Below are 25,000 nucleotides of genomic sequence, written 5' to 3' on the forward strand. Positions count from 1 at the left end.
AGCATCCTCTCGCAGGTGTGTTTCATAGTGCTAAATACTCTTTGTGAAGAAATAAAATGCTGTTTTATAGTCGTTTGTGGCCGTAAGAAGCGATTTAATTTCTTTTTAATTCTCTTTTAACGCGCTCTTAATTACCTCCCTGTATTCTTGTAACATAATAGTTCAAGCAAGTGTGTTGCCGGCAGCGAGTAGACTGATGGATGCCGCAAACGACGGCTCACCAGTAGTCAGTTGCCCGAAATCAACGCATCTGCTTTAAAGTAAGAACTCATGCAGTATATGTGGCCAGCAAAGCCACTAAACACGGCATCACATAGTCTGCATCCGATTTGCTGTCGGCTACCTTGGAGGGGAGAATGCCGACGGCTACCAGAGCCATCGTACCAGTAGTGGTACGATGGCTTTTTGGTGTAAGATATCCGTCAATAGCTTCTCGCTGACAACTTTAGGGTAGGTCCCACGCGTACCCATCAAGAAGTATTTACTCTCACTTACTTCTGATGAAAGCAATATATTTCAATGAGTACGGCCCCGCCAGCGTACTGCAATACGGCGAGCAGCCAACTCCCAAGCCCAAAGCCAACCAGATTCTAGTGTGCGTGCAGGCCAGCAGCGTTAACCCCGTCGACTGGAAAATCAGGGAAGGCGGTATGAAGCTGATTATGAGCCCCGCATTTCCGAAGCTGATGGGCCGCGATGTAGCCGGTGAGGTGGCTGCCGTGGGCGACGACGTCGTACGATTTACCCCCGGCGACCGGGTATATGGTATGGTAGCGGGCATGGGCGGCGCCAACGCCGAGTATGCCGTGCTGGAAGAGGTGGAAACTGCTTTCATTCCTGATAACTTGGGCTTTGAGCAGGCTGCGGCCGTGCCCCTAGTGGCCATTACGGCGTTGCAGGCCCTGCGCGACCACGCTCCCGTACTTTCCGGCGACCGGGTACTCATCAACGGGGCATCGGGTGGGGTAGGCGCCATGGCCGTGCAAATAGCCTGGGCGCTGGGTGCCGGGGAGGTAATTGGCACCTGCGGCCCCGATAACATGGAGATGGTACGCAGCTTGGGCGCTTCGCAAGTGTATAACTACAAGGAGCACGATTTTACGAAAGACCAAAGCCGCTACGACGTGGTGTTCGACGCAGCCGGCAAAAGCTCATTCTTGGAAAGCAAAGCTTGCCTGCGCAACAACGGCCGCTACGTAACCACCATCCCCGACCCCAAAGCTATAGCCGCAGCGGTGTTATCGGCAGCTTTCTCGAGCAAGAAGCAGGCGGCCTTCATGGCCAAAAACAGCGGTTCTGATATGGCGCTCATCTCGGCGTGGCTGAAAGCCGGCACCATTCACCCCGTCATCGACCGCACGTTCCCGCTGTCTGAAACCAGCGCCGCCCAGGAATATGGCGAGCAGGGCGAGTCGAAGGGAAAGATTGTGCTGACGGTAGGGTAGGAAAGTAGCGATACCGCTTAAGCCCATCTACCTCGCATAGTTCATAAACCGCTTTCCAATATAAGGTTACACCACTGTTGGGAAGCGGTTTATGTTTTTGTAGTAGATATATACCGAAGGCTCTTTGCCGATGGCTGCGGCCCATTGCGGGCAGTAGGGCGCCATCCAAATGGCATCGCCTTGCTGCACGGGGTAGTATTGCTGGTTGAGCATGTAGATGGCCTGGCCTTGCAGGTAGAGTAGGCCATGCTCCATCTGGTGCGTTTCTACCAGCGGCAGAAACGCGCCGGGTTCGTAGGTGAAGATGTTGACGGCCATGTCGAAGGCGGGCTTATGGGGCAACAGCGCCTGTATGCGCAAACCCTCATCGTTGCAGTGCACGCGGGCCTCGCGGTCATCTTTCTCCCCAAACATGACCTCGGGCGCCAGGTGGCCAGCCAACGGCTCATACACTTTGTGAAACGTGAGCAGTTGAGTACCCGCATCAAATCGGTCGAACAGGTACTCTTGCTCTATCGGGACGTACACGAACTGGCCGGTTTTGAGCAGCCGCACCGTGCCCCCTACCGATACTTGACACTCGCCCCGCACCACGTAGAAGAAAATCTGTGCCGTAGCGGTGCGGCCCGTTACCTGACCGTTTTCCCGTGCCGTGATAAGCGTTTGTCCAAAGCCAGCGCCCATGTGCTCGCTCACCAGCACGTTGACTGTGCAGCCTGTCCAGCCAGGCACGTTGCTGTTGATGTAGCCATCGGGGGTAAGAATGGCGTGATTGCGCGCAACAACGGAGCGGGTGAAAGCAGGAATTTGCATGGGTAGAAAATCAGTGAGGCCAACTAGGCGCACCAGCGAGGCACGCACGTAATAAGGCGCATAAGACGAACGGATGAGGTTAACCAATGCGGTAACTCGCTTCAGGATCAGGCAGAGCCTATGTACCGTGTACCACTCGTCTAACGCCAGAGCCCGCTGTGAGCCTCTTCTGTCTACGTAAAAACTCGTAGAAACGTGGTTGCAGAATGCAGTAAAAGCATAGGTAAATACTGATTTTGGAGGTCTGTGGCGGCAGGTATCACCGGCGAAACGTATGCTGTTTTAGCCTGCTAGTTCACCGCTACTCTCTTTTCCACAACCCCTCACCTAGTGCCGTTTGTATGAAGAATGGTACGCCCTCCCGTCGTTCTCTTCGCTTTCTGCTAGGCAAAGCAGCCGAAGAACGCAACCTAGCCCTACCCGTGCGCCAACTACTGATGTACCCGGTAGCCAACAACGACCTGACTGCCGCTTGCCAGAACTAGTACGCCGATGCCATGCCTTTAAGCCGAAATTGACCCTAGGCAAACTATCAAGCAAGCTCAAGTGCCAGCGTGCCCATCACCTACATGCTCTACTAAGGCACAAAAGCTAGCTGCCTCGCGGCTGCGTACCGCTTTTCAACACTCAACCATTCACCACACAGACCAATGGAACAGCCTATTTCTCGCCGCCAGCACGGCTTCACCGACTACAGCTACATCCCACTGGCCCTGACGATTCCGAAACTAGCGGGGTTTGAAGCAGAACAAAAAGCCGTGACCATGACGCGCGTGCTAGCCGGTAATATTCTGTTGTCCAGTATGTTCACCCGCGCCGAGTGGGGCCTCTTCAAGAAAATGCCATATAAAGCGCACTTGGTGCTGGATGTGGCAGTAGGCGTATTCGCTGCCAGCTCGCCCTGGCTGCTGGGCTTCGCTAAGAACAAGGCGGCCCGCAACGCGTTTTTGCTGCTAGGCACGTTTGGCATCCTGGCGGGCACGCTCTCCAAACCCGAAGAAATGCCGGAATTCGAACAGTAGAGTATCCGATACCAAACCGACCAGGGAGCGGCGCGTATAGTGAGTATACGCGCCGTTTTTATTGCAACGGTTTTCACTTACACGAGCCGGCTCACCGGCTCCTTTAGCATTACTAACATGGCCCAAGACCCCCAGCATAATCCCGAAGAAAGTACCCCCATTAACCCTACCATCACACACGACCAAGGCAGCCAGGAAACAGTGCGCGATGAGCGCGGCGACGGCACTACCGGCCTTGTGAACAACGGTAGCTACCAGCTGAAAACAGACCAGGGCGAAAGCGCCGAAATGGGCACCGCCCCGCTGCACCTGCACAGTGCCGCCAAAGGCGACGAAGACTACCTTAATGGCGACGACCACAAGCAAGTGCTACCCAAGCCAGAGCAGGACAAGCTGTAAAACTTGAGTTTACAAACACACAAAAGGCGCTACCTGAAGCAGGTAGCGCCTTTTGTGTGCTTACGGTAGAGGTAGATTATTCTAAATACCCCAAGTCCGCCAGCCTTAGTCTATAGGGGGTAGGCTGGCTTCGAGGCGGGCGCGTAGGTGCTCGTGTTGCTTGGGCAGCATCAAATGGGTGCCCAGCTCGGCCAGGGGCTCATCCACGGTGAAACCGGGGTTATCGGTGGCAATTTCGAAGAGCACGCCGCCCGGCTCGCGGAAATACACGGAGTGAAAGTAGTCGCGGTCGATTTGCGGGGTAGGCTGCAAGCCTTTCTCGATCAGCTTTTTGCGGAAGTAGAGTTCGGCTTCGTCGTTTGCCACGCGGAAGGCAATGTGATGCACCGAGCCGCCGGCCGTCACGCTGCGCGCTTCGCCGGGCGCCTCTACCAAGTCAATGTAGGCGGCACCCTGCACCGTGTCGGTCACGTAGCGGTGGCGGTTTACGTGACTTTCCAGCAGCGTATAGCCGAACACATCAGTTAGGATCTCAGCGGTGGCTTTGATGCTGGCCAGCGTGAGCGTAACGGTATGGAAACCCTTGGTGGCTACCTCAGCGCCTACCTCGGCGGTGGTCCAGGGCGTGCGCGGGTCCTCGGTTTTGGACACGATAAGCTCCAGCTTCAAGCCATCGGGGTCGAGGAAAGTGAGGTAGGGCTCACCAAACTTCTCACTGGGCTTGTTGTACGTAACGCCGTACTGCTCAAAGCGCTTGATCCAGAAATCGAAGCTGCCCGCGGGCACAGAGTAGCCTACCTCCGTGGTCTGCCCAATGCCGCGCCGGCCCTGGGTGATGTGTTCCCAGGGAAAAAAAGTGAGAATGGTACCCGCCGAGCCGGTTTCATCGCCGAAGTAGAAATGATACGTGCCGGGGTCGTCGAAATTGACGGTCTTTTTCACGAAGCGTAGACCGAGCACGTTGGCGTAAAAATCGTAGTTGCGCCGGGCATTGCCCGCAATAGCCGTCACGTGGTGCAGGCCAAGAATGCGTGGTTCCATGAGAAGTGGGTTAGAATTCAGAAGGGTAGAAAGGAGGTAACTTATTTGCACTAGTTTGCAGGGCTGAAGCCCTGCAAACTAGCGCGAATGGTTTGCTTTGTTTATTCGGTTATTTGCTGAATATCAAATTATTGGCTAGATCTATTTCTTCCTGTGTGATGGTGTGGCCCATGTTGGGGTAGATCTTCTCCGTGACGTGGGCACCCAGCTTAGTGAGCAGCGCCGTGGAGGCGCGCACACGCTCTACGGGCACGTGAAAATCAGGGTCGCTGCTACCGATGAATATAGGCGTGCCGCCGAAGTCGCCCGCGTAGGTAGTAGGATGCACTTCGTCGCCAATAAGGCCACCAGTGAAGGCCGCCACGCCGCCGTAGCGGGTGGCGTGGCGTGCCACGTACTCCAGCATAAGGCACGCTCCCTGCGAGAAACCCATAAAATAGATATTTTCCTTGCTGATGCCGTTGTCTACCACCTCGGCCACTGCGCGTCCTACGGCAGCTAGCGCGTTGGAAAGCCAGGGTTCGTTTTGGGCGGTTGGCGCCAGAAAAGACTGCGGGTACCATGTGTGCTGCGTGGCCTGCGGGGCAAGCAGGGCGTAGGCGCCAACGTGCAGATGCCGGCCCAGCGACAGGATATCGGCGGCGCTGGCGCCCCGGCCGTGCAGCATAATCAGGGCTTTGGTGGCGGTGCCTAACGGTTGCCCCGCCGTGCGAATAGGTTCTTGATGCATACGGCCAATATAAGGGCTGCGCGAGGAAAGCTTGCTGGTTGAAAGACAACGTCCTACCTAGCAGGCAGAAGCAGCCGGAGCTTGGTGTGTGGAACCGCTCAGGAAAGCGAGACTGATTAATCGACCTTTCTGCGCCGTATCTTTGTTGATTATTCGCTGAGATTACCTCAGCAACATCTGCAAAATCGACGATGAAGGTTTGTATTGCCGAGAAGCCCAGCGTGGCCCGTGAAATTGCCAACGTACTAGGGGCCAACCGCAAAATGGACGGCTACTACGAGGGCAACGGCTACCAGGTCACTTGGACGTTTGGGCACTTCTGCCAGCTCAAGGAACCCGAGGACTACCGCCCCGAGTGGAAACGCTGGAGCATCCACGACCTGCCCATGATGCCCGACAACTTCGGCATCAAGCTCATGCGCCGCGACGATGGCGTAGTGCGGCAGTTCAACGTCATCAAAAAGCTGCTCGACGCGGCCGAGGAAGTCATCAACTGCGGCGACGCTGGGCAGGAGGGAGAAGTGATTCAGCGCTGGGTGCTGACGGAGGCCAAGTACCGCAAGCCTTTCAAGCGCCTCTGGATTTCCTCGCTTACGGAAGAAGCTATCCGCCAGGGGTTTGCTAATCTGCGCGATGGTGCCGAGTTCGACCGGCTCTACCAGGCCGGCAAGAGCCGCGCCGTGGGCGACTGGCTGCTGGGGCTGAATGCTACTCGCCTCTTCACGCTGAAATACGCCCCCGGCCGTGGGCAGGTGCTGAGCCTGGGCCGTGTGCAAACGCCTACCCTGGCTCTGCTCGTCGACCGCTACCATGAGATTCAGAATTTCAAGCCGGAGCCCTACTGGGTGCTGCGCACGGAGTACCGCGGCACCATGTTCAGCCACGTGGCTCCGCCCAAAAAAGGCAAGGCCGAGGACGACGAGCCCGACGAAAAAGCCCGCCTAAAAGCCCGCGGCTATTTCGTGAGCGAGGAAGAAGCTAACACGGCTATGGCCGCCGTGAAAGACGTGCCGCTAACTATTACGGGCGTCGAAATCAAGAAAGGCTATGAGTCGCCGCCGGCGCTGTTCGACCTGACCTCGTTGCAGGTGCAGTGCAACAACCAGTTGGGCTTATCGGCCGAGGATACGCTGCGCACGGTGCAGAGCCTCTACGAGAAAAAGGTAGTGAGCTACCCGCGCGTAGACACCACCTTCCTACCCGACGATCAGTACCCCAAAATTGCGGGCATCCTGAAAGGCTTGGGCGCCTACCACAGCCTCACGCAGCTGCTGCTGGCCGCTAAAATCCGCAAGAGCACCAAGGTGTTCAACAACCAGAAGGTGACGGACCACCACGCCATCATCCCAACTGGCGCTAGCGCTGGCGGCCTGGGTAGCCAGGAGCACAGCGTGTACGACATCATCGTGCGCCGCTTCCTGGCCGCGTTCTACCCCGACTGTGAGGTGTCGAATACCACTGTGACGGCCGAGGCAGCCGGCTACCCTTTCCGGGTGCGGGGTAGGCAGATTTTGAATCCCGGCTGGCGCGTAGTGTACGGTGACCCCGAGAAACAACAAGCGCCCAGCGCCCCCAAAGCCCCCGGCGAGGCCGACAGCGACGACGTGGTGAGCACCGTGCTACCCAACTTCGTGAAGGATGAGAGCGGCCCGCACAAACCGCGCCTCGACCAGAAAATGACGCAGCCCCCGCGCGAGTACACCGAGGCCATGCTGCTGCGCGGCATGGAAACCGCCGGCCGCAACATCGACGATGACGAGTTGCGCCAGGCCATGAAGGAAAACGGAATTGGCCGGCCTAGTACCCGCGCCAACATCATCGAAACGCTGTTCAAGCGCGGCTACATTCGGCGCGAGAAGAAGCGCATTATACCCACGCCCACTGGGGTAGAGTTGATTGGTCTGATTCGGAACCCTACCCTGAAATCGGCGGAGCTGACCGGGCAGTGGGAAAAGAAGCTGCGCCAGATTGAAGGCGGCGACTTGCAGCCCGACCATTTCCTAGACGAGCTGAAAAGTCTGGTGCGTGAGGTGGTGCACGAGGTAAAGCACGACGGTTCGCGCCGGCTGATTGCAGATCCTACCCTCCCAGCCTCGGGGGGGAGCCAAGCGCCAGCAAGAAGCCAACAGCCAGCAGTCAACAGCCAACAGCCAACCATTGGCCTCGGCCCATGTCCGAAGTGCCAGACGGGTGGCATCCTGCGCGGCAAAGCGGCGTTTGGGTGCTCACGTTTCCGCGAGAACTGCCAGTTTCGTATGGCCGTCGAGTTTGCCGGGAAGAAGCTCACCGACAAGCAAGTAAGTGTATTGCTTGCCAAAGGCCGCACGCCCGTTATCAAAGGCTACTTAGGCGACGACGGGCAGAAGTTTGACGCGGCCGTGCGCCTCACGCCCCAGTACCAGCTAGAACTGGTACGCGCTGCCGAGAGCAAGCCTACTACCCCCACCGACCCCGGCCAGATTCCGTGCCCGGTGTGCAAGCTGGGCACTATGCTGCGCGGCAATGCCGCCTGGGGCTGCTCGCGTTTCCGTGAGGACTGCCAGTTTCGGGCGCCGTTTGAGTGGGGCGGCAAAAAGCTGAGCGACGTGCAGATGAATCAGTTGCTGCGCAAGGGCAAAACCGGCACGATTCGCGGCTTCGTGTCGAGCCGGACCGGCGAGCGGTACGCGGCGGCGCTGCAACTCAACGCCGAAGGTAGGATAGAGCCCGTGTTCGAGAAAGGGTAGGTGACGGCCGCCTACTTGCCATACTTTAAGGTGCCGCATGGCCCAAATCCTTCTGTTTACTACATTACGACTATCATCATTTTACTTTACCTATGAACGATCCTGCCATCCGTGCTCTGCTGTATCCGCTGCTCACCGAAGGCGTGTATATTGAAGAATTGCCCACCGGGGGCACCCGTGCCGACCTTGTGCACATCACCGAGCAGTTTATGCACTGCTACGAAATTAAAGGCGCCGGCGACACCATGCAGCGGGTTGTTCACCAGTTAGGGCACTACATGCTGGTGTACGATTTCGTCACGTTTGTGGTGACCGAAAAGCACCTACCCAAGTTGATGCCCCTGCTGCCAGAATGGGTAGGCGTGATGGTGGCCACGGAAGAAGGCATCGTTACGCACCGCAAAGCGGGCTACAACTCGGCTGTGGAGCGCACAGCCCTGGGTGGCCTGTTGATGGTGGACGAGCTGCGGCAATTTATGCTCGCGCGCGGGCTGCGCGGCGTGAGCACTATGCAGCGGCGCGAGGTGATGCACATCATGCGCCACGCGCACAATATTCCGGTGTCGCACTGGGCGCGCTACACGCGTGAGCGGCTCACGGCTCGCCTACCCGTGCGCACGCAAAAGCGGGCCGAGCGCAAAGCCCTGCGCGAGTCGCAGCCACCTAGGGAGCCCTGGCGAAAAACCATTAAACGCATCAAGCGGCGCAAACGGCCCCGCGGTTTGCCATAGCCGGATGTTCGCCTCTCTACATTTAAAAACAACCCGTTTTCTGCTATGCCCAATACTCTTTTTGCCGCGCGTTTGCTGGGCTACTTAATCGGGTTGCTACCCTTGGTAGCCTTGCTGCTAATGTTCCGGCAGGTGATTCCGCAGGGGCTGGGATTGGGGCTGACGGCCTTTGGCTTCCTGGCTTCCTACTGGGTGCAGCAGCGTGCCCGCACCCTGTTTCCCTACGATTTTAAGAATCGGGCCGAATGGCTGGCGCTGGGTATTTACGTGGCCGTGGTGGTGGCTATGCTTGTGTTGATACAAGTAAGTGGGTAGGGGAGGGACTGCTAATGCTGTCATCCTGAGCGGAGCGAAGGACCTTCTCACGTGAGAATGACAAGCGCACTAACGACTCGTTCTCACATGAGAAGGTCCTTCGCTCCGCTCAGGATGACAATGTAAATAGATGCTAGAAGGCGCGTGACGCTCAACTAACTGCGCTACCGATGGTCGGCTACGGCGGGGAGGAAATCGGGGCGGCTGCCCAGCAGGCTCTGGTCAGCGTACGACAGCTCGGCGCGAGTGCGGGGTAGGGCCTCGGGGTAGTTTTCGCGGATGAACTGCACCAGATGCTCGCGTACAAAACACCGTAGATCGAATGCGTCGGACGAGTTGCGGGCGCTCATCAGGGCTCTGATTTCCAGGGTGCTTTCCTTGGAATCCGTGACTTGCAGTGTATTCACGCGCTGGTCCCAGAGCGGGCTGGCTTTCAGCAGGCGCGTAAGTTCCTCGCGCAGGGCGGACACGGGTAGGGTGTAATCGGTGTAGATAAACACCGTACCCAGAATCTCGGCCGAGATGCGCGTCCAGTTCTGGAAAGGTTTCTCAATGAAGTAGTTGATGGGCAAAATCAGGCGGCGCTGATCCCAGATTTGCAGTACCACGTAGGTGAGCGTAATTTCCTCTACCCGACCCCACTCGCCCTCTACCACCAGCACATCATCAATGCGAATGGGTTGGGTGAAGGCAATCTGGAAGCCGGCCAGTAAGTTGGCCAACGACCGTTGGGCCGCAAAACCGACGATAATACCGCCAACTCCTACCCCCGTCAGCAGGCCCGCGCCGATGCGTCGCACACTATCGAAGCTGAGTAGAATGGCCGCCACCGCCAGCAGTCCAATGCCGATAACAGCCAGCCGTCGAATGAACTGGAGCTGCGTCCGGATCTTACGCTCCTTGATGTTGTTGTCCTTGGTCAGGTCGTAGCTGTGGTACACAAATTCTTCGCCCACATACACCAGCCGAATGAGTACCCAGGCAAAGCCCGCCGTGGCCAGAATTCCCAGGACCCGCGTGGCCGTGCGGTGCGCGGGCGGCTCTAGCGTCATCAGCGGCAGAATCAGGACCAGAATCAGAACCGGAATGAAGAAATTGAGCGGTTGCCGCAGACGACGAATCAGCGAATTGACGATGAAGCCATCTGAAAAGCTGCGGTAGTAGCGCAGAGCCTTGGTAAGCAACCCGCGCAATAAGAGTCCGCCCGCAATGGCAGCAACGCCCAATAGCACGTTGCCGAGCCAGGCAGGTAAGGTATCCAGAAGTGTTTGAAAGTGTTGCATCAAAAAGCCGTTTTAGAACGCGGGGCCGCGGGTGGGGCTTCGGCAATGGCAGGCAGAAAGCAGAGCGGGGGAGGGAGAGGAATAGTACCTCGGAAGCACTCAGGGTAGCGATAAACCCGATGAGTATAGCCCCAACGTACGCAAGGTAACGGGTAGGGGTTGGCAAATAGTAAGTTTGTTATTGTATCAGCGGTTGCTGCCCTGCACGGGCAGCCGGTAGTGCAGGCGCAGGCTAAGCCGGTGCGTCCGGCTAAAACTAGTGGCCGCGTAGGGCTCTACCCACAAGCCACTATTGCCCAGACGCACGTTGCCACTCACAAAGGCTGTAGCTTTCTGGGTAATGCCCAACCTGGCCTCGTCGAATGCCACACCGCCCTGCGCAAAGCTGCCGTGGGTTTGGCCAAAGCCCGAACCCAGGCTGAAGGTGCTGCCGATGGTACCCAAACCATTTACACTACGGCCCATATCGGCTTGCACAAAGAATCGGTCGCGCCGTCCAATCCAGAGCATGAGGTCGGGTGACAAAATCATGTGCCGCTCGGTGAACGTGATATCGCGGGCATCGTCGGCCCGGTAGCCCAGGTTGCCTGCGTGAAATCCCAGGCGGTAGCCTATGCCCAAAGTGCCAGCGTTGCCTAGTACTCGGTCGCGCTCCGCAAATAGGTGCAGGTCGAACAGCGACTTATTGGCGTGGCCGGTTTCGTCGGAGGTGAGGAAGGAGCCGTTGAGGTCCAGCTCGCGGTAGCCGATGCGCTCAGTACCCATCAGCACTTCTGCTCCAAACAAGCGGCGGTTGCCATCCGGGTCATCGGCATCGGTGTAGGAAATACCGCCACCGGCCACCTGGTAGCGGTGGTAATAGGCGCGCCGAATGGCGGGGCCGCCGCCGCCAGAACAGCCTCCTGAACTAGCAGCTTCCTGCAAATCCTGGTCATATTTGCCCTGCATGAAAGCGGGGCTGAAGGTGAAATAGCGGTTGCGCGTGCTGTCGGGCGCAGCTTTCTGGCTGGTCAGCACGCCAATCAACAGTGCCAACGCCAGCGGCAGGTAGGCTACTCGGGGCTGATACCCGCGCAACAGACAAGCTGCTTCCATGCCCACTACCAGTAGTAGGGTTGCTTTCACGGATACTACCTCGGGTAGGGTGAGGGCGCCGGGGCCCAATAGTGCGGTGAGTAGGAGCAGGCCCGCCACCGTTACTAGGTTTCGTGCAGGCTGCACCAATGGTGGGGTAGCAACTGTCACTTGATCAAGTTGGCGAATACGGATAGCCCACCAGCCCAGAGCCGTCAGGGCTATAGGTAGCAGCACCCACTGCACTTGTTTGAGGGCCACGCCTGCTAGCACCAAAGTAGCGCCGCCTACCTGCTCGCCGGCTGGGTCGCGCCAGCATTCGAGCACAAAGCGCCCAGCCAGCACCATGCCCAGATAGAGCAGGTAGCGGCTACCACCAGGCCATACGCGCCGCCGCGTAGCCAGCACCACCACGCCTACCCCCACATACAGCAGCAAGGAATAGAGCTGAATAGGTACCACCGGCAACGACGCCGCAGCAGTGGCCGCGAGCTGGCCCCGCTGAAGCTGCCAGAGGTAGGGCAGGGTGTCGGGAGCGTATCGGATAGCGGGGCCGGCTTCGGCCAGTTCGCCGAAACAGCAGCCCGTGAGCAGGCACCCTACTCCCTGCACCGCCAGTGTGAGGCACATGGGCAGGGCAAACACATCGAACACGTGCCAGGAGAAACCCAGCCAGCGGCGTAGGGCCAGTAGGGCTAGCGTGCCTGCTATGGCGCCGCCCAGCACCGAGCGAGCGGGGTCGGTGGGCCAGGGTTGGCCCGCCAAAATGGCGGGCCAGTCGGCTAAAGGTAGAGCAATGAGCTTAGTGCCCAGAATGAAGGCCAGCGTAGATGCCGCCAGTAACACCAGCCACGGCCGCCACGCATAGCCGCGCCGGTAGCCGGCCCACAGCAGCAGCGGCTGCCCTAGAGCAAAGGCCAGCATATAAAACTCCGTGTAGTAGACGTGCCCGTGTGGGGAGGGGAGCACAGGGGCCGGTAGGGGGTAGGGATACATCGATAGGATAAAAAGAGATGGCCAGGCAAGTGCGCCGACGAAGGCGGCGCGGACAAATGCAGAAATAAAGGCGCCCCGGACGGTTACTCGCCGGGGCGCTTCTGCATCGTGCGTAAGGATGAGCGGGGTACGATAGGGGTACCAGCCGCAACACAAGCTAACCCGATAGTGGATAGGAAGGTAACAAGAGTAAAGCTACCCGCCGGGTAGCACATACGCAGACAAAGAAACAGCCTGATCAGACTTTTAAAAAAGCTGATCAGGCTGCGTTATAATTTAATTATCAATGTATTACACGAAAAGAAAAGGATATCCTGCGTTCCAATTCTTTGTGACGTGCCTTAACCTGGCTGAGGTAGCAGGCGCGGAACGGGCTGCGCGGCCGGTGTAGTATCGCCGTACTGCACAATGTTTTCAATCATGCCTTTAAAAATGATGAAGTGAAACGGTACCAGCGCATACCAATACAGCCGCCCAGCCAGCCCCCGCGGTCGAAAGACTGCCAGCTGCTCCAGCGTGTGCGTGCCGTCGTCGTTGGGTAGGATGCGGAACTGGAGCCACGCTTCGCCTGGAAGCTTCATTTCGGCGTAGAGGAGCAGGCGCCGCGCCCGGCGGTCAGCTACCAGCACCCGCCAGAAATCCAGCGGGTCGCCGGCGCGCAGGTCGGTGGGGGAGCGGCGGCCGCGGCGCAGACCCACGCCGCCTACCAGCTTATCCAGCAGGCCGCGCAGGCGCCACAGCCAGTCTACCTTGTACCAGCCTCGGTCGCCGCCAATGCGCCACACGTTCTGGCGCACTTCCTCAGGGTCGCGCCAGAAACGGAGTTCCTGGCAGTCGCGCAGCACGCCGTATTGGGGTAGCTGCATGTGGTCCATAAAGTGGCGTTCCATCACGCCGCTGCTCAGGGCATCGCTCCAGCTGCTCACCACTTCGTTTTGCTCGATGCGCTGGAAAGCCAGCTGCAACGATTCCTCGTAGCTCATGCAGGTGTGGGGCACAGCCTTGGCAATGCTGCGTTTGGGGTCGGCCACTGTGTCGTTGCGCAGGCTTTCTACCAGGCTTTGGGCCAGTGAAAAGGTAGTGCTGGTAACCAAATACAGCCACCACGACGACAGCCGTGGCGTGAGCACGGGCACCGTGAGTACCAGACGGCGGTAGCCCCGCACGCGGGCCAGATCCAGCAGCATCTCGCGGTACGTCAGCACGTCGGGTCCGCCCAGATCGAACGACTTGCCCAGGCACGCCGGGTTATCCAGCACTGCCGTGAGGTAGAACATCACATCGCGCACGCCCAGCGGCTGGCAGCGCGACTGCAACCAGCGCGGCGTGACCATTACGGGCAGCTTCTCCACCAAATCCCGGATAATCTCGAACGAAGCTGACCCCGACCCAATAATAATGCTGGCCCGCAGCACGGTGAGCTGGGCCGTTTGGGCGCTCTTTAGCACCTTCTCCACCGCCCGGCGCGAGCGAAGGTGGGTGCTCAGGGCGCGGTCGTTGGCAATGCCGGACAGGTAGATAACCTGCTTCGCCGGTGTGCGGTTGAGGTAGGCCACAAAGTGCCGCGCCGACTCCTGCTCGGCCCGGAAAAAGTTGGTGTCGTGTCCACTCATGGAATGGACCAGGTAGTAGGCCGCGTCGATATCGAGGGGCAAATCGGCCAGCGAGTCGGGCTGAAGCAGGTCACCGGTGGCTACCTCCACCCGGTTTTTTAGCGACTCGGACAGTTCAAAACGGCGCGGGTCGCGTACCAGGCACACCACCTGATGGCCCGCATCAACCAGCAAGGGCAGCAGCCGCTGGCCAATGTAGCCGGTAGCGCCAGTGAGCAGAATTTTCATGGGTAGGAATGGCAAGAGTGATACTGAAGTAACGAATTGTCAGATAGTTAGTTTGCTATAAAATAAGGGCTACTGTAGCCAAGGCGCGGGGTAGGGCCACCCCGCGCCACTAGCTCCGGCATGTTTTGCGACTCATACCCGCGGCTTTTTGGGTAACATTGCAGTCTGATTCTGTTGCTTATGCCGAGTTCTATTACTTCCCGCCTCTGGCTTTGGCTGTTTATTCTGGCCCTGGGACTGGCCTTTTTGGTAGGGCTGAACAGCTGGGGGCCGCTGGAAAGCAGCGAGGCCCGCTACGCCGAAATCGGGCGGGAGATGCTCACGGGGCAAGACTGGCTGCACCCGCGCCTGCTGGGCATTCAGCACTTTCATAAGCCGCCCCTCACGTACTGGCTCACGGCGGCAGGGCTGGCGCTGGCCAACCACTCGGCCCTGGGTGCCCGGTTGCTGCCAGTGTTGGCCGTGCTGCTGCAAGTGTATCTGGTGTATGCCGTGGGGCTACTGCTTTTCGCTGGCGACCGGGCGCGGGCTCTGGGCGCGGCCGTCATCTACGGCACCTTACCCGTGGTGCTCATCTCGGCCCTCAACGTCACCACCGATGCCTACCTGGCTACACTGGAGCTGGCCGCTGCGTACGGTATTTTGCGCTACTACCACGATGGACGCCGCTGGGCATTGTACCTGTTTTGGGTAGGGCTGGGGCTGGCCTTCCTCACCAAAGGCCCCGTGGGTTTTGTGCTGCCGCTGATGGCGGTGATTGGGTTTTACTTCAAGCGAGAACAAGCGCGGCGGCCCTTCACCTGGCACCACGCGGCGGGTATCGGGCTGTTTGTGCTGGTAGGGCTGAGCTGGTATATCTACCTGGTGATGGAAAATCCGGTGTTCATACGCTATTTTCTCTACGAACACACCGTGGAGCGCTTCGCCAATGCGGCCACGTTTCATCGCAGCAAGCCGTGGTGGTTCTATTTGGTGCTGGCCCCTGCTACCAGTTTGCCGTGGTCAGTGGCCTTGGTGACGCAGGTGGTGCGCACGCGCTGGGCCACGGTGCCGCAGCAATGGCGCAACGTGCTCATTTTCTGGGTGGTGGTACCGCTGGTGTTTTTCTCGCTGTCCAGCTCCAAGTTGCTGCTGTACGTGTTGCCGGTGTTTCCGGGGGTAGCGCTGCTCACGGCCTACTACCTGGGCCGCTGCACCGATGGCGCCCTGGAACGCTGGTACGGCGGCTTCGGTATTCTGTACGGCCTCATTCTGGCCGCGCTGTGCATACTGCCGATACTGGCAATCGACAGCAAGTTTCCGTTGGAAATTACACCCTTTACGGCCATCTGGCCGGCTGCGGGCGTAGTCCTGATTGTGGCTACCCTAGTCTTGTGGGATGAAGTACGTATGGCGCCACGGCTGCTGATGTTGCCGGCCTTATTCACGGTGGTGCTGCTACTGGCTGCCAAGCCCATTCTGCGGCAAAACGAGCTGCTGTTCAACGGTAGTCGTCCGCTGGCCGAGCTGCTGCACCAGCACCACCTAACGCAGCGTCCTGTGCTGGTCTACAATGAGTTACTACCGTCCCTGGCGTTTGCCACGGGCCGCCTACCCGTGTCCCTCTACGACGGCAACGATGCTCTGGCCCGCGAAACGCAGTTCGAGCCAACGAAGGCCTGGCAGCAAAACCTTCTCAACCTGCGCGATGCCCAGCAGGAGCCCGCCCTCGACAGCCTCCTCCGCCAGCACCCCGCCCTTCTCGTAAAAGGTGACCTGCCAGAAGGACGTAAACCCCTGCTCCGCTACACCCAGCATCAGGAGAAGGTAGGCAAATGGACGTTGTATTGGTGAAGTGGTGAATAGGAAAACGTGTGTCATCCTGAGCGCAGCGAAGGACCTTATCACGCTTGAATGAGTCGTTGTTACGATAGTCGTTCAAGCGTGATAAGGTCCTTCGCTGCGCTCAGGATGACAGCCGTCTTTTCTCTCACTTACTCAACAAAGTTACCCCACATACACCGGAGTCGTTTTCTCGCGGAGGTTGTATTCGGAGGACATGACCTCGCCGTAGGCACCGGCTGAGCGCAGGGCTATCAGGTCGCCACGCTTGGTTTCGGGTAGGAGGATGCCTTTGCCGAACGTATCCGACGACTCGCAGATGGGGCCTACTACATCGTAGGTCTTCTCGGTTTCGGCGGTGCTGGTCACGTTCTGGATGTGGTGGTGGCTGCCGTAGAGGGCCGGGCGAATCAGCTCCGTCATGCCCGCGTCGAGGATGGCGAAATTGGTCTGCTGACTTTGCTTCACATAGAGCACCCGACTCACGAGCGTGCCGCACTGCGCCACCACCGAGCGGCCCAGCTCCACGTGCACCTGCTGGCCGGTGCGGCGGTGCAGGTGCTGATCGAAGGCCGCAAAATAGGCTTCAAAATCAGGGATGGGGTCGGTGTCGGGGTCGTCGTAGTTGATGCCCAGGCCGCCGCCCACATTGAGGTGGGGGAGGTGGTAGCCTTTTTCTTCCAGCCAGGTTTGCAACTCGTTGATCTTGTGACTGAGCTTCTCGAACACACTCAGGTTGGTAATCTGCGAGCCAATGTGGGCGTGCAGGCCTACCAACTCCAGGTGGGGTAAGGATTCCAGCAACTCCACAGTGGCCGGCAAATCGGCTAGATTGATACCGAACTTGTTGGCATCCAAGCCAGTGGTGATGTAGTGGTGAGTATGTGCATCCACATTGGGGTTCACGCGCAGCGCCACGCGGGCACGTCGGCCTTGTGCGCCAGCCAACTCGTTCAACACCTCCAGCTCTTGTCCCGACTCGGCGTTGAAGCACCAGATATCGGCCGCTAGCGCCAGGTTGATTTCGGCATCCGATTTTCCTACCCCAGCAAACACAATATGGTCGGGGGCAAAGCCGGCATCCAGGGCGCGCTGTACCTCGTTGCCGCTCACGCAGTCGGCTCCGAAACCGGCCTGCCGCACGCGTTCCAACACGGGCAGGTTGGCGTTGGCTTTGAGGGCATAATGCACCTGCACGTTGTGCGCCTGGGCAGCTTGTTGCAGCGTGTGGAGCGTCCGCTCCAACAGGCTTAGGTCGTAGAGGTAATAAGGGGTAGGGCGGTCAAGCAAATCCGCCGGCAGGTGAAATGACATCAGGTCAGAAAGTTGTCAGTGGGTAGTTGTCAATTGTCACGGGGTAGTTTCACTCAAAGCATTCGCAGCTAACATCTACCTACCGACAACTAACAACTGTCCCACAAAGAACGGCATGGAAACGCTAGGATAAAACTGTTGCGTATACACAGGGTTTTACCAAGCACAGCGGAGTTATTTACCGCCGATTCGTGTTCTTTGCCCGTGACTTATCCAACTGACCCAGCGCGCCGCCCCGACCTGCTCCGCCTACCCTACGACGACTACCGCGCCCTGCCGGCCGTGGCCAATTCCGATTTATCGCGCTTGCGCGACGCCCTGAATGGCCGCCTACCCCGCACGCCCGGCAACCAGAGTGCCCTCAGCTTTGGCACTGCTTTCCATACGGCCCTGTTGGAGCCTGAGCAGTACCAACCCGGCCAGCCTGGCCTCAACGACACGCTGGTGTGGTGGCTGGTGGAAGGCGTGAAGCTGCAACCCGAGTTGCGCCAGCTGCTGGAGGTAGGGGTGCCCGAGCCCAGCTGTCTGTTCACGGAGCCCACTACCAACACTCTATGTAAGCTCCGCGCCGATCTGGTGGTAGACCAGCCCAATCAGCCGTATACCATTATCGACTTTAAAACCACCGGTGCCCGCGACTACGAGCATTTTCGCGCCCAGTGTACCGGTTTCGACTACGACCGCCAGGCCGCCTTCTACCTAGATGCCCTGCACGCCGACCGTTTCTTGCTGGTAGGGGTGCAGAAATTTGAGCCATTCGGTGTGTTCACGGTGGAGGTGACGCCCGATATGCTGGCCGATGGCCGCCGTAAGTACCTCTACTTGTTGCGCCTGCTGCAACCTACTGCCGAGGTGCCCACGTATCTAAGCGAAGCTGTACGCACGATTGCCGACAATTTGGGCGCGCAGTAAGCGCTACAGTATCTCCTACTGTAACCTTATGCAAATACGAGCGTAGGTAGCGCTCCTGCGCTTCTATTTATTGCCCTACCCCACCCGGCTGCCAAGACCGGCCTATTACTTGCTCCTCTCATGGCTGATATTACACTGGCTGCTTATTCTTATGGTTCCGTGCTGTTCGATCCGGAGGTGCCTTGCATCACCACCCAGTGGCATTCTTTCGCTAATCGACAGCAGTTTCAGTCTATGATGAACGAAGCGTTGGTCTGCTATGAAGAAGAGTCTAAGCGAACTTCTCCCTTGGGCTGGCTGGCCGACACCCGCCAGATGAGTGCCCTAACCTCCGACGACCAACACTGGCTGAATACCGACTGGAATCCGCGTGCCTATGCCGCAGGTGTCCGCCATATCTGTATTGTGCAGTCGGAAAACGTATTTGGGCAGATTGCTGCGTCCAGTTACAGCGCTAAAACACTAGCAAGCCAAGAGTACGAGATACAGCCCGTAACGCAGCCTACTATTGTCGAGGCCAAGCACTGGATACAAAAAAACCTACAATTCCATCCGGTGCTGCCATAATTGCAGGCAGTGTAAATTTGAGTGCCGATAATGAAGGTGGCAGGCTCCTTGCACATAAGGCCCAGTTCCTGGTATTCGCAGGAGGCAGTTGCAAGGTATGAACACACTGATACAGGCGCGTGGAACCCAGTTTTATCAAAACGAGGCGGGACGTTTGCTCTACAATACAATAGGGTATATGCATTTGGCTTGGAGCGCCGAGCGCATCACCCAAATGGCCTTGGAGGCATTCTACGAGCAGGTGCTGCTACTATTGCTGCGCACTGGGGCCACCAAAATTCTATCGGAGCACGGCGGCCGGCGGCCCCTTTCGGCTGAAGCTCAGCAGTGGATTGCTACCAATTGGGTGCCGCGGGCCATTGCAGAAGCGAATTTTGCTTACTGCGCCATTGTGGAGGGCGATGATCCAATTCATCGGTTATCAACGCAATCCGTGATTTCTATTTCACCAGCTCAGCTAACCTACAAGCGTTTCTCGCTCATGTCGGAGGCCGATGCTTGGCTGCAAAGCCTGGGGTAGGCTACTACGCCAGCATAGCCCGCGCCACCTCTTGGCCGCTCACTAGCGCGGCTTCAACCGTTCCGGCTGCTGGGCCTTCGTACAACCCTTCGCCGGCAAAAAACAAGGTGCTGGCGATGGGCGTGGTCAGCAGGGCGCGGGCCGAGGCTGCCTGTACAGTAGGGTAGGAGTAGGCCCCCCGTGCTAGCGGGTCGGCTCCCCAGTTGGCTACGTGCCACGCTTGGAGCTGCTGGCGGAGCGCAGCGGCCGTAGTATCCAGCAAATACGCTAACGAATCCAACGCGTGCTGTAACAACTGCTCGTCTGAATGCTGACGCAGGCGCTCGGCGGCTGGTCCAGCCAGCCAGCCCGTTAGTAGGGGGCGTGTGTCGGGCTGTTGACTCCACCAGGTAGGTACGGAGGCATCGGAGAAGAGAAACTCCATTTCGGGCATCTTGGCCTCCCAAACAGGCTCCCGAAATTCCAGCGCAAACTTGGTAACCACGCCAAAGCCTAGTGCGGCCGCAGCTGCTCGGTACTCGGGTAACTCGGGCGTGAAGCGCAGGTGACCTGCCTGATCTGCTGGCTGCTGCCACACCCCTAAGGGCACCGTAAGCAATAACTGGCGGGCCTGGTAGCGCTGACCCTGCTGATCAATAATCAGTACCTGCCCCGGCTGCCACTGAATTTCTTGCACCGGCCGCGACAGGTGCAGCGTAGCGCCGGCTTCCTGTGCTTGCTGGGCCAGCCAGTCCAGCAGCGGGCCGTAGCCGCCTACAGGGCGCGGCGAGTCGTCGGCGTCGCCCGTGGCCCACTCGTCGCGCAAGGCCCATGCGCTCACGCGTGTCGGGTCGGCTGCGTCGTAGCCTTCAGCAAATTGCATGGCCATTTCGCGCAGACCACGGTGCTCCTCCCCCGAAAAATCTTGGTGCAGGAAGTCGGCCAGCGTCAGGTCGTGCGAGAGTGTTTGGAGCTTATCAAGCAGTTGCGGCAGGTGCTCGAAGAAGTTGTCGTCTACCCGCAGTTGCCCTTGCCGCACGGCGTAAGCCCGTCCGGTAGAATCATAACACGTCTGGCCGGCCTCGGCCAACAAAGCACGCGTGAGAGGCACCGCGCCGTGCAAAAACTCGGCGCCCATTTCTATGGGGGCACTGAAGCCCGCCGGCGTGCAAGTATGTACCCGGCCGCCTACTCGGTCGCGGGCTTCCAGCACCAGCACTTGCCGCCCGGCCTGGGCCAGCGTGCGGGCCGCTAGTAGTCCGGCTGCGCCTGCTCCTACAATCACAACGTCGGTAGAATCCATAAACTGAGTAACTGCAGAAAATTAATCTGCTACTGGTAATGGCAATATGAAGTGGATGTGCCTACCAAGAGAAAGGGGTAGGCTTCGAAAAGGTTGCTATTTGGCTTTCTGTCAGATATACAAGTATTTATAGGTTGCCATGCGTAGAGGATCAATAGTATCTATCGGAGACAAAAAATGAAAAAAGGTGTGCCCTATACGTGTACTCTCGAAATCTGGGTGCTAAAAGTAAAACGTATCTTATGTAACGCTAATTAGGATGTCACGTATGGGTCTTGGAAATAGCTAAAATTATGCACTTGTGCTGTGTGAGGCCTTGTTACCATGGGCAGGCGTGTTATTACTTTATTACCTTAACATATACATATATTTTATACGATAAATAATAAATAGCAGCCTTTTGTGTCTTAACTTTGCTACATAAGCGATAAAGATAGGATGCTGTTATATTTAGAAAAATCCTACTAGTCTTCTTGCACGTCATCAATCACTCCCTCATTTCGCAATTTTCTTACCCCGCGTTTATGCGTTTACCACTCCGCTCGAGTCTGCTTTTATTTCTGATTGTTTGGGCAGTAAGTCTGCAAAGCTGCGTGGTGCAGGAAAAGCTACCCTACTTGCAAAGCAGTAGCTATTCTGTGAAAGCCCCAGTGGCTGTAAGCAATCCCCGGCCCAACTACCGGTTGCAACCTGGTGATGTGCTTAGTATTCGGGTGCAAGGCGCCGATTCTAAGCTGACAGAGCCGTTCAATATCACGGGCACGCAAATCATGAACTCCGGTGACCCTGGCACGCTGTACCTGACTGGCTACCCCATCGGCGAAGACGGCAACATTAGCCTACCCACCGTGGGCAAGCTGAAAGTACAGGGCCTGGATATCAGCCAGGCGCAAACGCTGGTTCAGAAGAACATCAGCAATTACGTGCTCAACGTAAACGTGCTGGTAAAGCTGCTGAGCTTCAAAATTACGGTGCTGGGCGAGGTTCGCTCGCCAGGCCGCTATTTCATCTACAACCCGCAGGCTACTATCCTGGAAGGCCTAGGCATGGCAGGCGACCTAACGGAATTTGGTAACCGCGAAAACGTGAAACTGGTGCGGCAAACCTTAAACGGTCCGGAAGTTGTGCTCATCAACCTCACCGACCCTAAACTGCTACAGTCGCCCTACTACTACCTGCTCCCCAACGATGCGCTGTATGTGGAGCCGATGAAAGCACGTACTACCCGGGCCAATGTCGGCAACCTAGCCCTAGTTTTCGCCGGCATCTCGTCCGTTGTGCTGTTGCTGGGCTTCATTCTCAAGTAGAGAAGTTCGCTGGACTATCTACTTATTGCTACTAACCTAATAAGGACTATCTGGTATGGAAAACCGTTCTGCCTTCTCGGAGGAAATAGATTTACACGAGCTTTTCTTCAAGCTCCGCCGGCGTTGGGCGTGGTTTGTGGGCTGCTTGCTACTGGCAGGCTTGGGTGCGTGGCTGTATCTGGCCGTGAAATCGCCGGTGTACGACTACCAGTCTACCATGCTGATCGGCGACCAGTCGACCGGCTCGAAACAAACCCAAGAGCTGCTGCAACTGCTTGATAACAATAAGCAGCGCGCGGTAAAGATTGAAGACGAGGTAGGCTTGCTTACCTCGGCCGATATGGTGCGCCGCACGCTGGAGCAGCTGCCGTTTGGGGTAAGCTATTACGCCGTGCCCGATTCGTGGCTGAACTCGGTGCGCAAGCTGAAGGTGCGTGAGCGCGCCATGGGAGGCGTGCCGTTTCAGGTGCAGGCCCTGGCCGACAAACCACAACTGACGGGAGTACCCATCTATGTAGAATCGCTGGCTGATGGTCGCTTCCGGGTGCATGCCGAAGCCGACAAAGGCGAGCTACGTCAGTTGTTTTCCGGAGAACTGGTGCGCGAGGTAGAAGACGTAAAGTTCGATCAGACTATTGGTGCCGGCGATACGCTTCGCACGCCTTTGCTATCGGTTGTTATCAACCCCGAGCCGGGCTACCCTGCCACTGGCAGCGAGCAGTATTTCTTCCGGATGAATGATATGAGCAGCCTGACTGCTGACTATCAACAGCGCCTGAAAGTGCAACCCACTGAGCACGAGTCGCGGATTCTGCTCTTGAGCATTCGGGGTAGTGTGCCCGATAAAGAGCAGCGATTCCTGAACACGCTGATGACCACTTACGTGCAGGACGACCTGAATCAGAAGAACGAGACGGGCCGCAAGACGATTGCTTTTCTGGACAATGAGATTGGTAAACTGTCAAATTCTCGCTCCCGCTCCACAGCTAACCTCAGCTCCTTCCGGGCTTCGCGGAATGTAGTAGACGTAGGGGTGCAGTCGGGCGTAGATATTCAGCAGCAGGCACAACTGGGTACCATGCGTGCTCGTGTGGCCACCGATCAGAAATTCTACGAGAGTATGCTATCCTATCTGCGGCAGCACCGCGGCAAGTCGCAAGTAGCTACGCTCAGCAGCGCCGGCATTTCCGATCCTACGGTTACGCACTTGATTGAGCAACTCACAGAGTTAAACAATAAGCGCGCTGTGCTAGCCGTGAATGCCAGCGACATCAACCCGCAGGTAGTAGCGCTAGATGAGGAAATCAGCACCACTAAGGAGCAGTTGATTCAGACCCTGGGTAGTTTAACGCGCACCTCCGAAATTGCCCTGCGCGACCTGGACCAGCAACTGAGCGCTGTGCGTAGCCAGCTGAGCAGCACCCCCGAAAATGAGCGTCAGTTGAATTCGCTGCAAACCACGAGCGAATCTACCGAGAAGAACTATAGCTTTCTGGTACAAAAGCGCAACGAAGCTGCTATTGCTCTAGCTACCAACACTACCGACAAGAAAATAGTAGACCCGGCCCGGCAAACCGGCCTTGGCCCAGCGGCGCCCAAGCCGCCGCTGGTAGCCCTGCTGGCTCTGTTGGCTGGCCTAGCTATTCCTACCGGACTGGTGCTGCTGATCGACAAGACCAACCGCCGCGTGCAGGGCAAAGAAGACCTAGCGCGCATCACGGATATTCCGCTGTTGGGCGTGATTCCTCACGGCACTAGCAAAGACCGCCGCGTACAGACCCAGGACCCACGCAGCCCCATTGTGGAAGCTTTTCGCTCGATTCGGGTGAACCTGCAATACCTCTCGGCTGGCCTCGATAAGCGCGTTATCGGCGTTACGTCATCGGTACCGGGCGAGGGCAAAACCTTCTGCTCTGTGCACTTGGCCGCCGAGTTGGCCCGTAGCGGCCGCCGTGTGATTTTGCTGGAATGCGACATGCGCCGCCCAGCCGTGGCTCCCTACCTGGGTATCGATGCCAGAGCCCCCCAGGGCCTGAGCACCTACCTGAGTGGCCAGAGCACGCTGGAAGAAGCTCGCATCGTAACGGATATTCCTAACCTAGACGTGCTGGCCTGCGGCCCGATTCCGCATAACCCCACGGAGCTGCTGGAGTCCAAGCGTCTGGAAGATTTGATTCTACTGCTTAAGGAAGAGTACGACTACCTAATGGTAGATATTCCTCCGATGGGCTATGTATCGGAGTTCTTCGTGCTGCTTCAGCATCTGGATGCCAACCTATACGTGGTACGCCAGAACTACACCGACCGCGAGATGGTAGGGCAAATCGACGAGCTGTATCGCGACCAGAAGGTAAAGCAGTTGTACACCGTTATCAACGATGTGCACTTCGCTAACACCTACGAATACCGCTACAAAACCAAAGCCTATAACTACGGCAGCTAGTGAGTTAAGTGGTTGTCAGTTATAAGTTGTCGTTGAACCTGACAACTTATAACTGACAACCACTGACTGACAACTATCTAACGCACAACTAAATGGCAGTAACCTCTAGCAATGTAGCATCGGCAGCCGTGCGGGGTGTGCAGTGGACCACCGCTGCCACTGTGGCCAACGCACTGATGCAGATTGGCTACACGGCGGTAATGGCGCGCCTGTTGGACCCGGCTGCGTTTGGTCTGGTGGCCATGTCGGGCGTGGTGCTGCGCTTCGGCAGCTACTTTGCCGAAATGGGCCTGGGCCACGCGCTGGTGCAACGCCCTGAAATCAGCAAGACGGATATCCGGGCGGCCTTCACGGCTTCCATTGGATTGAGCATTGGAGTAGCGGCGCTGGCCTGGTTGCTGGCACCATTATCGGTGTT

At 57.7% G+C, this 25,000-nt stretch carries 21 protein-coding genes and 1 pseudogene; 14 read left to right on the forward strand and 8 right to left on the reverse strand.

The window, feature by feature from the left end; genetic code table 11:
• Positions 1–500 precede the first annotated feature (500 nt).
• The gene (locus F1C16_RS03365) at positions 501–1,445 is read left to right on the forward strand and encodes an NADP-dependent oxidoreductase (RefSeq protein ID WP_185282958.1); all 945 of its coding nucleotides are present in this window, start codon (positions 501–503) and stop codon (positions 1,443–1,445) included.
• 66 nt (positions 1,446–1,511) lie between these two features.
• On the opposite strand, the gene allE is transcribed toward F1C16_RS03365, so the two are convergent.
• Complete coding sequence (gene allE, locus F1C16_RS03370; RefSeq protein WP_185282959.1) at positions 1,512–2,258, reverse strand: (S)-ureidoglycine aminohydrolase; 747 nt, start codon at positions 2,256–2,258, stop codon at positions 1,512–1,514.
• A 341-nt stretch (positions 2,259–2,599) separates the two neighbouring features.
• On the opposite strand from allE, the gene F1C16_RS03375 reads away from it, so the two are divergent.
• From F1C16_RS03375 to F1C16_RS03385, 3 genes are all read left to right on the forward strand, one after another.
• Positions 2,600–2,743, forward strand: a complete 144-nt coding sequence (locus tag F1C16_RS03375; RefSeq protein ID WP_185282960.1) for a hypothetical protein — start codon at positions 2,600–2,602, stop codon at positions 2,741–2,743.
• A gap of 165 nt (positions 2,744–2,908) precedes the next feature.
• A complete protein-coding gene (locus tag F1C16_RS03380) occupies positions 2,909–3,280 on the forward strand; it encodes a hypothetical protein (RefSeq protein ID WP_185282961.1) in 372 nt (123 codons plus the stop codon).
• Between the two features lie 117 nt (positions 3,281–3,397).
• Positions 3,398–3,679: a hypothetical protein gene (locus F1C16_RS03385; RefSeq protein ID WP_185282962.1), complete on the forward strand. Its 282-nt coding sequence runs from the start codon at positions 3,398–3,400 to the stop codon at positions 3,677–3,679.
• A 105-nt stretch (positions 3,680–3,784) separates the two neighbouring features.
• On the opposite strand, the gene F1C16_RS03390 is transcribed toward F1C16_RS03385, so the two are convergent.
• Positions 3,785–4,720, reverse strand: coding sequence for a ring-cleaving dioxygenase (locus F1C16_RS03390; protein ID WP_185282963.1), 936 nt, complete (start codon positions 4,718–4,720; stop codon positions 3,785–3,787).
• Positions 4,721–4,829: 109 nt separating this feature from the next.
• A complete protein-coding gene (locus F1C16_RS03395; RefSeq protein WP_185282964.1) occupies positions 4,830–5,450 on the reverse strand; it encodes an alpha/beta hydrolase in 621 nt (206 codons plus the stop codon).
• Positions 5,451–5,641: 191 nt separating this feature from the next.
• On the opposite strand from F1C16_RS03395, the gene F1C16_RS03400 reads away from it, so the two are divergent.
• The 3 genes from F1C16_RS03400 to F1C16_RS03410 all read left to right on the forward strand — a co-directional run bounded on the left by F1C16_RS03400 (position 5,642) and on the right by F1C16_RS03410 (position 9,222).
• A complete protein-coding gene (locus F1C16_RS03400) occupies positions 5,642–8,176 on the forward strand; it encodes a type IA DNA topoisomerase (RefSeq protein WP_185282965.1) in 2,535 nt (844 codons plus the stop codon).
• A 92-nt stretch (positions 8,177–8,268) separates the two neighbouring features.
• Complete coding sequence (locus F1C16_RS03405; RefSeq protein WP_185282966.1) at positions 8,269–8,907, forward strand: sce7726 family protein; 639 nt, start codon at positions 8,269–8,271, stop codon at positions 8,905–8,907.
• 45 nt (positions 8,908–8,952) lie between these two features.
• Positions 8,953–9,222 carry a hypothetical protein gene (locus F1C16_RS03410; RefSeq protein WP_185282967.1) on the forward strand — a complete coding sequence of 90 codons (270 nt, stop codon included), beginning with the start codon at positions 8,953–8,955 and terminating at the stop codon, positions 9,220–9,222.
• Positions 9,223–9,386: 164 nt separating this feature from the next.
• Here the strand turns inward: F1C16_RS03410 and F1C16_RS03415 are convergent, their stop codons facing one another.
• The 3 genes from F1C16_RS03415 to F1C16_RS03425 all read right to left on the reverse strand — a co-directional run bounded on the left by F1C16_RS03415 (position 9,387) and on the right by F1C16_RS03425 (position 14,416).
• Entirely contained in the window at positions 9,387–10,505 is a 1,119-nt protein-coding gene (locus F1C16_RS03415; protein WP_185282968.1) for a mechanosensitive ion channel family protein, read from the reverse strand.
• A gap of 186 nt (positions 10,506–10,691) precedes the next feature.
• Positions 10,692–12,548: a prolipoprotein diacylglyceryl transferase family protein gene (locus F1C16_RS03420; RefSeq protein ID WP_185282969.1), complete on the reverse strand. Its 1,857-nt coding sequence runs from the start codon at positions 12,546–12,548 to the stop codon at positions 10,692–10,694.
• Positions 12,549–12,916: 368 nt separating this feature from the next.
• Positions 12,917–14,416 (reverse strand): SDR family oxidoreductase, encoded by a 1,500-nt coding sequence (locus tag F1C16_RS03425; protein WP_185282970.1) that lies wholly within the window; start codon positions 14,414–14,416, stop codon positions 12,917–12,919.
• 180 nt (positions 14,417–14,596) lie between these two features.
• On the opposite strand from F1C16_RS03425, the gene F1C16_RS03430 reads away from it, so the two are divergent.
• A complete protein-coding gene (locus tag F1C16_RS03430; RefSeq protein ID WP_185282971.1) occupies positions 14,597–16,249 on the forward strand; it encodes a glycosyltransferase family 39 protein in 1,653 nt (550 codons plus the stop codon).
• Between the two features lie 153 nt (positions 16,250–16,402).
• Here F1C16_RS03430 and lysA read toward each other — a convergent pair whose 3' ends face one another.
• A complete protein-coding gene (gene lysA, locus F1C16_RS03435) occupies positions 16,403–17,551 on the reverse strand; it encodes a diaminopimelate decarboxylase (RefSeq protein WP_185282972.1) in 1,149 nt (382 codons plus the stop codon).
• A gap of 204 nt (positions 17,552–17,755) precedes the next feature.
• On the opposite strand from lysA, the gene F1C16_RS03440 reads away from it, so the two are divergent.
• The 3 genes from F1C16_RS03440 (at position 17,756) to F1C16_RS03450 (ending at position 19,550) form a co-directional block, all read left to right on the forward strand.
• On the forward strand, positions 17,756–18,463 hold the full coding sequence (locus F1C16_RS03440) for a PD-(D/E)XK nuclease-like domain-containing protein (protein ID WP_185282973.1): 708 nt from the start codon (positions 17,756–17,758) through the stop codon (positions 18,461–18,463).
• Positions 18,464–18,583: 120 nt separating this feature from the next.
• Positions 18,584–19,030, forward strand: a complete 447-nt coding sequence (locus F1C16_RS03445; protein ID WP_185282974.1) for a hypothetical protein — start codon at positions 18,584–18,586, stop codon at positions 19,028–19,030.
• Positions 19,031–19,208: 178 nt separating this feature from the next.
• A complete protein-coding gene (locus F1C16_RS03450; RefSeq protein ID WP_185282975.1) occupies positions 19,209–19,550 on the forward strand; it encodes a hypothetical protein in 342 nt (113 codons plus the stop codon).
• 4 nt (positions 19,551–19,554) lie between these two features.
• On the opposite strand, the gene F1C16_RS03455 is transcribed toward F1C16_RS03450, so the two are convergent.
• Positions 19,555–20,832 (reverse strand): NAD(P)/FAD-dependent oxidoreductase, encoded by a 1,278-nt coding sequence (locus tag F1C16_RS03455; RefSeq protein ID WP_185282976.1) that lies wholly within the window; start codon positions 20,830–20,832, stop codon positions 19,555–19,557.
• A gap of 524 nt (positions 20,833–21,356) precedes the next feature.
• Here F1C16_RS03455 and F1C16_RS03460 point away from each other — a divergent pair.
• The 3 genes and pseudogenes from F1C16_RS03460 to F1C16_RS23285 all read left to right on the forward strand — a co-directional run.
• Positions 21,357–22,139 (forward strand): polysaccharide biosynthesis/export family protein, encoded by a 783-nt coding sequence (locus F1C16_RS03460; protein ID WP_185282977.1) that lies wholly within the window; start codon positions 21,357–21,359, stop codon positions 22,137–22,139.
• A gap of 55 nt (positions 22,140–22,194) precedes the next feature.
• Positions 22,195–24,582, forward strand: coding sequence for a polysaccharide biosynthesis tyrosine autokinase (locus F1C16_RS03465; protein ID WP_185282978.1), 2,388 nt, complete (start codon positions 22,195–22,197; stop codon positions 24,580–24,582).
• Positions 24,583–24,674: 92 nt separating this feature from the next.
• A pseudogene (locus F1C16_RS23285) lies at positions 24,675–24,986 on the forward strand (oligosaccharide flippase family protein); the annotation flags it as partial.
• Between the last annotated feature and the right edge of the window lie 14 nt (positions 24,987–25,000).

Source organism: Hymenobacter sp. NBH84, assembly GCF_014217645.1.
Lineage (GTDB): Bacteria > Bacteroidota > Bacteroidia > Cytophagales > Hymenobacteraceae > Hymenobacter > Hymenobacter profundi.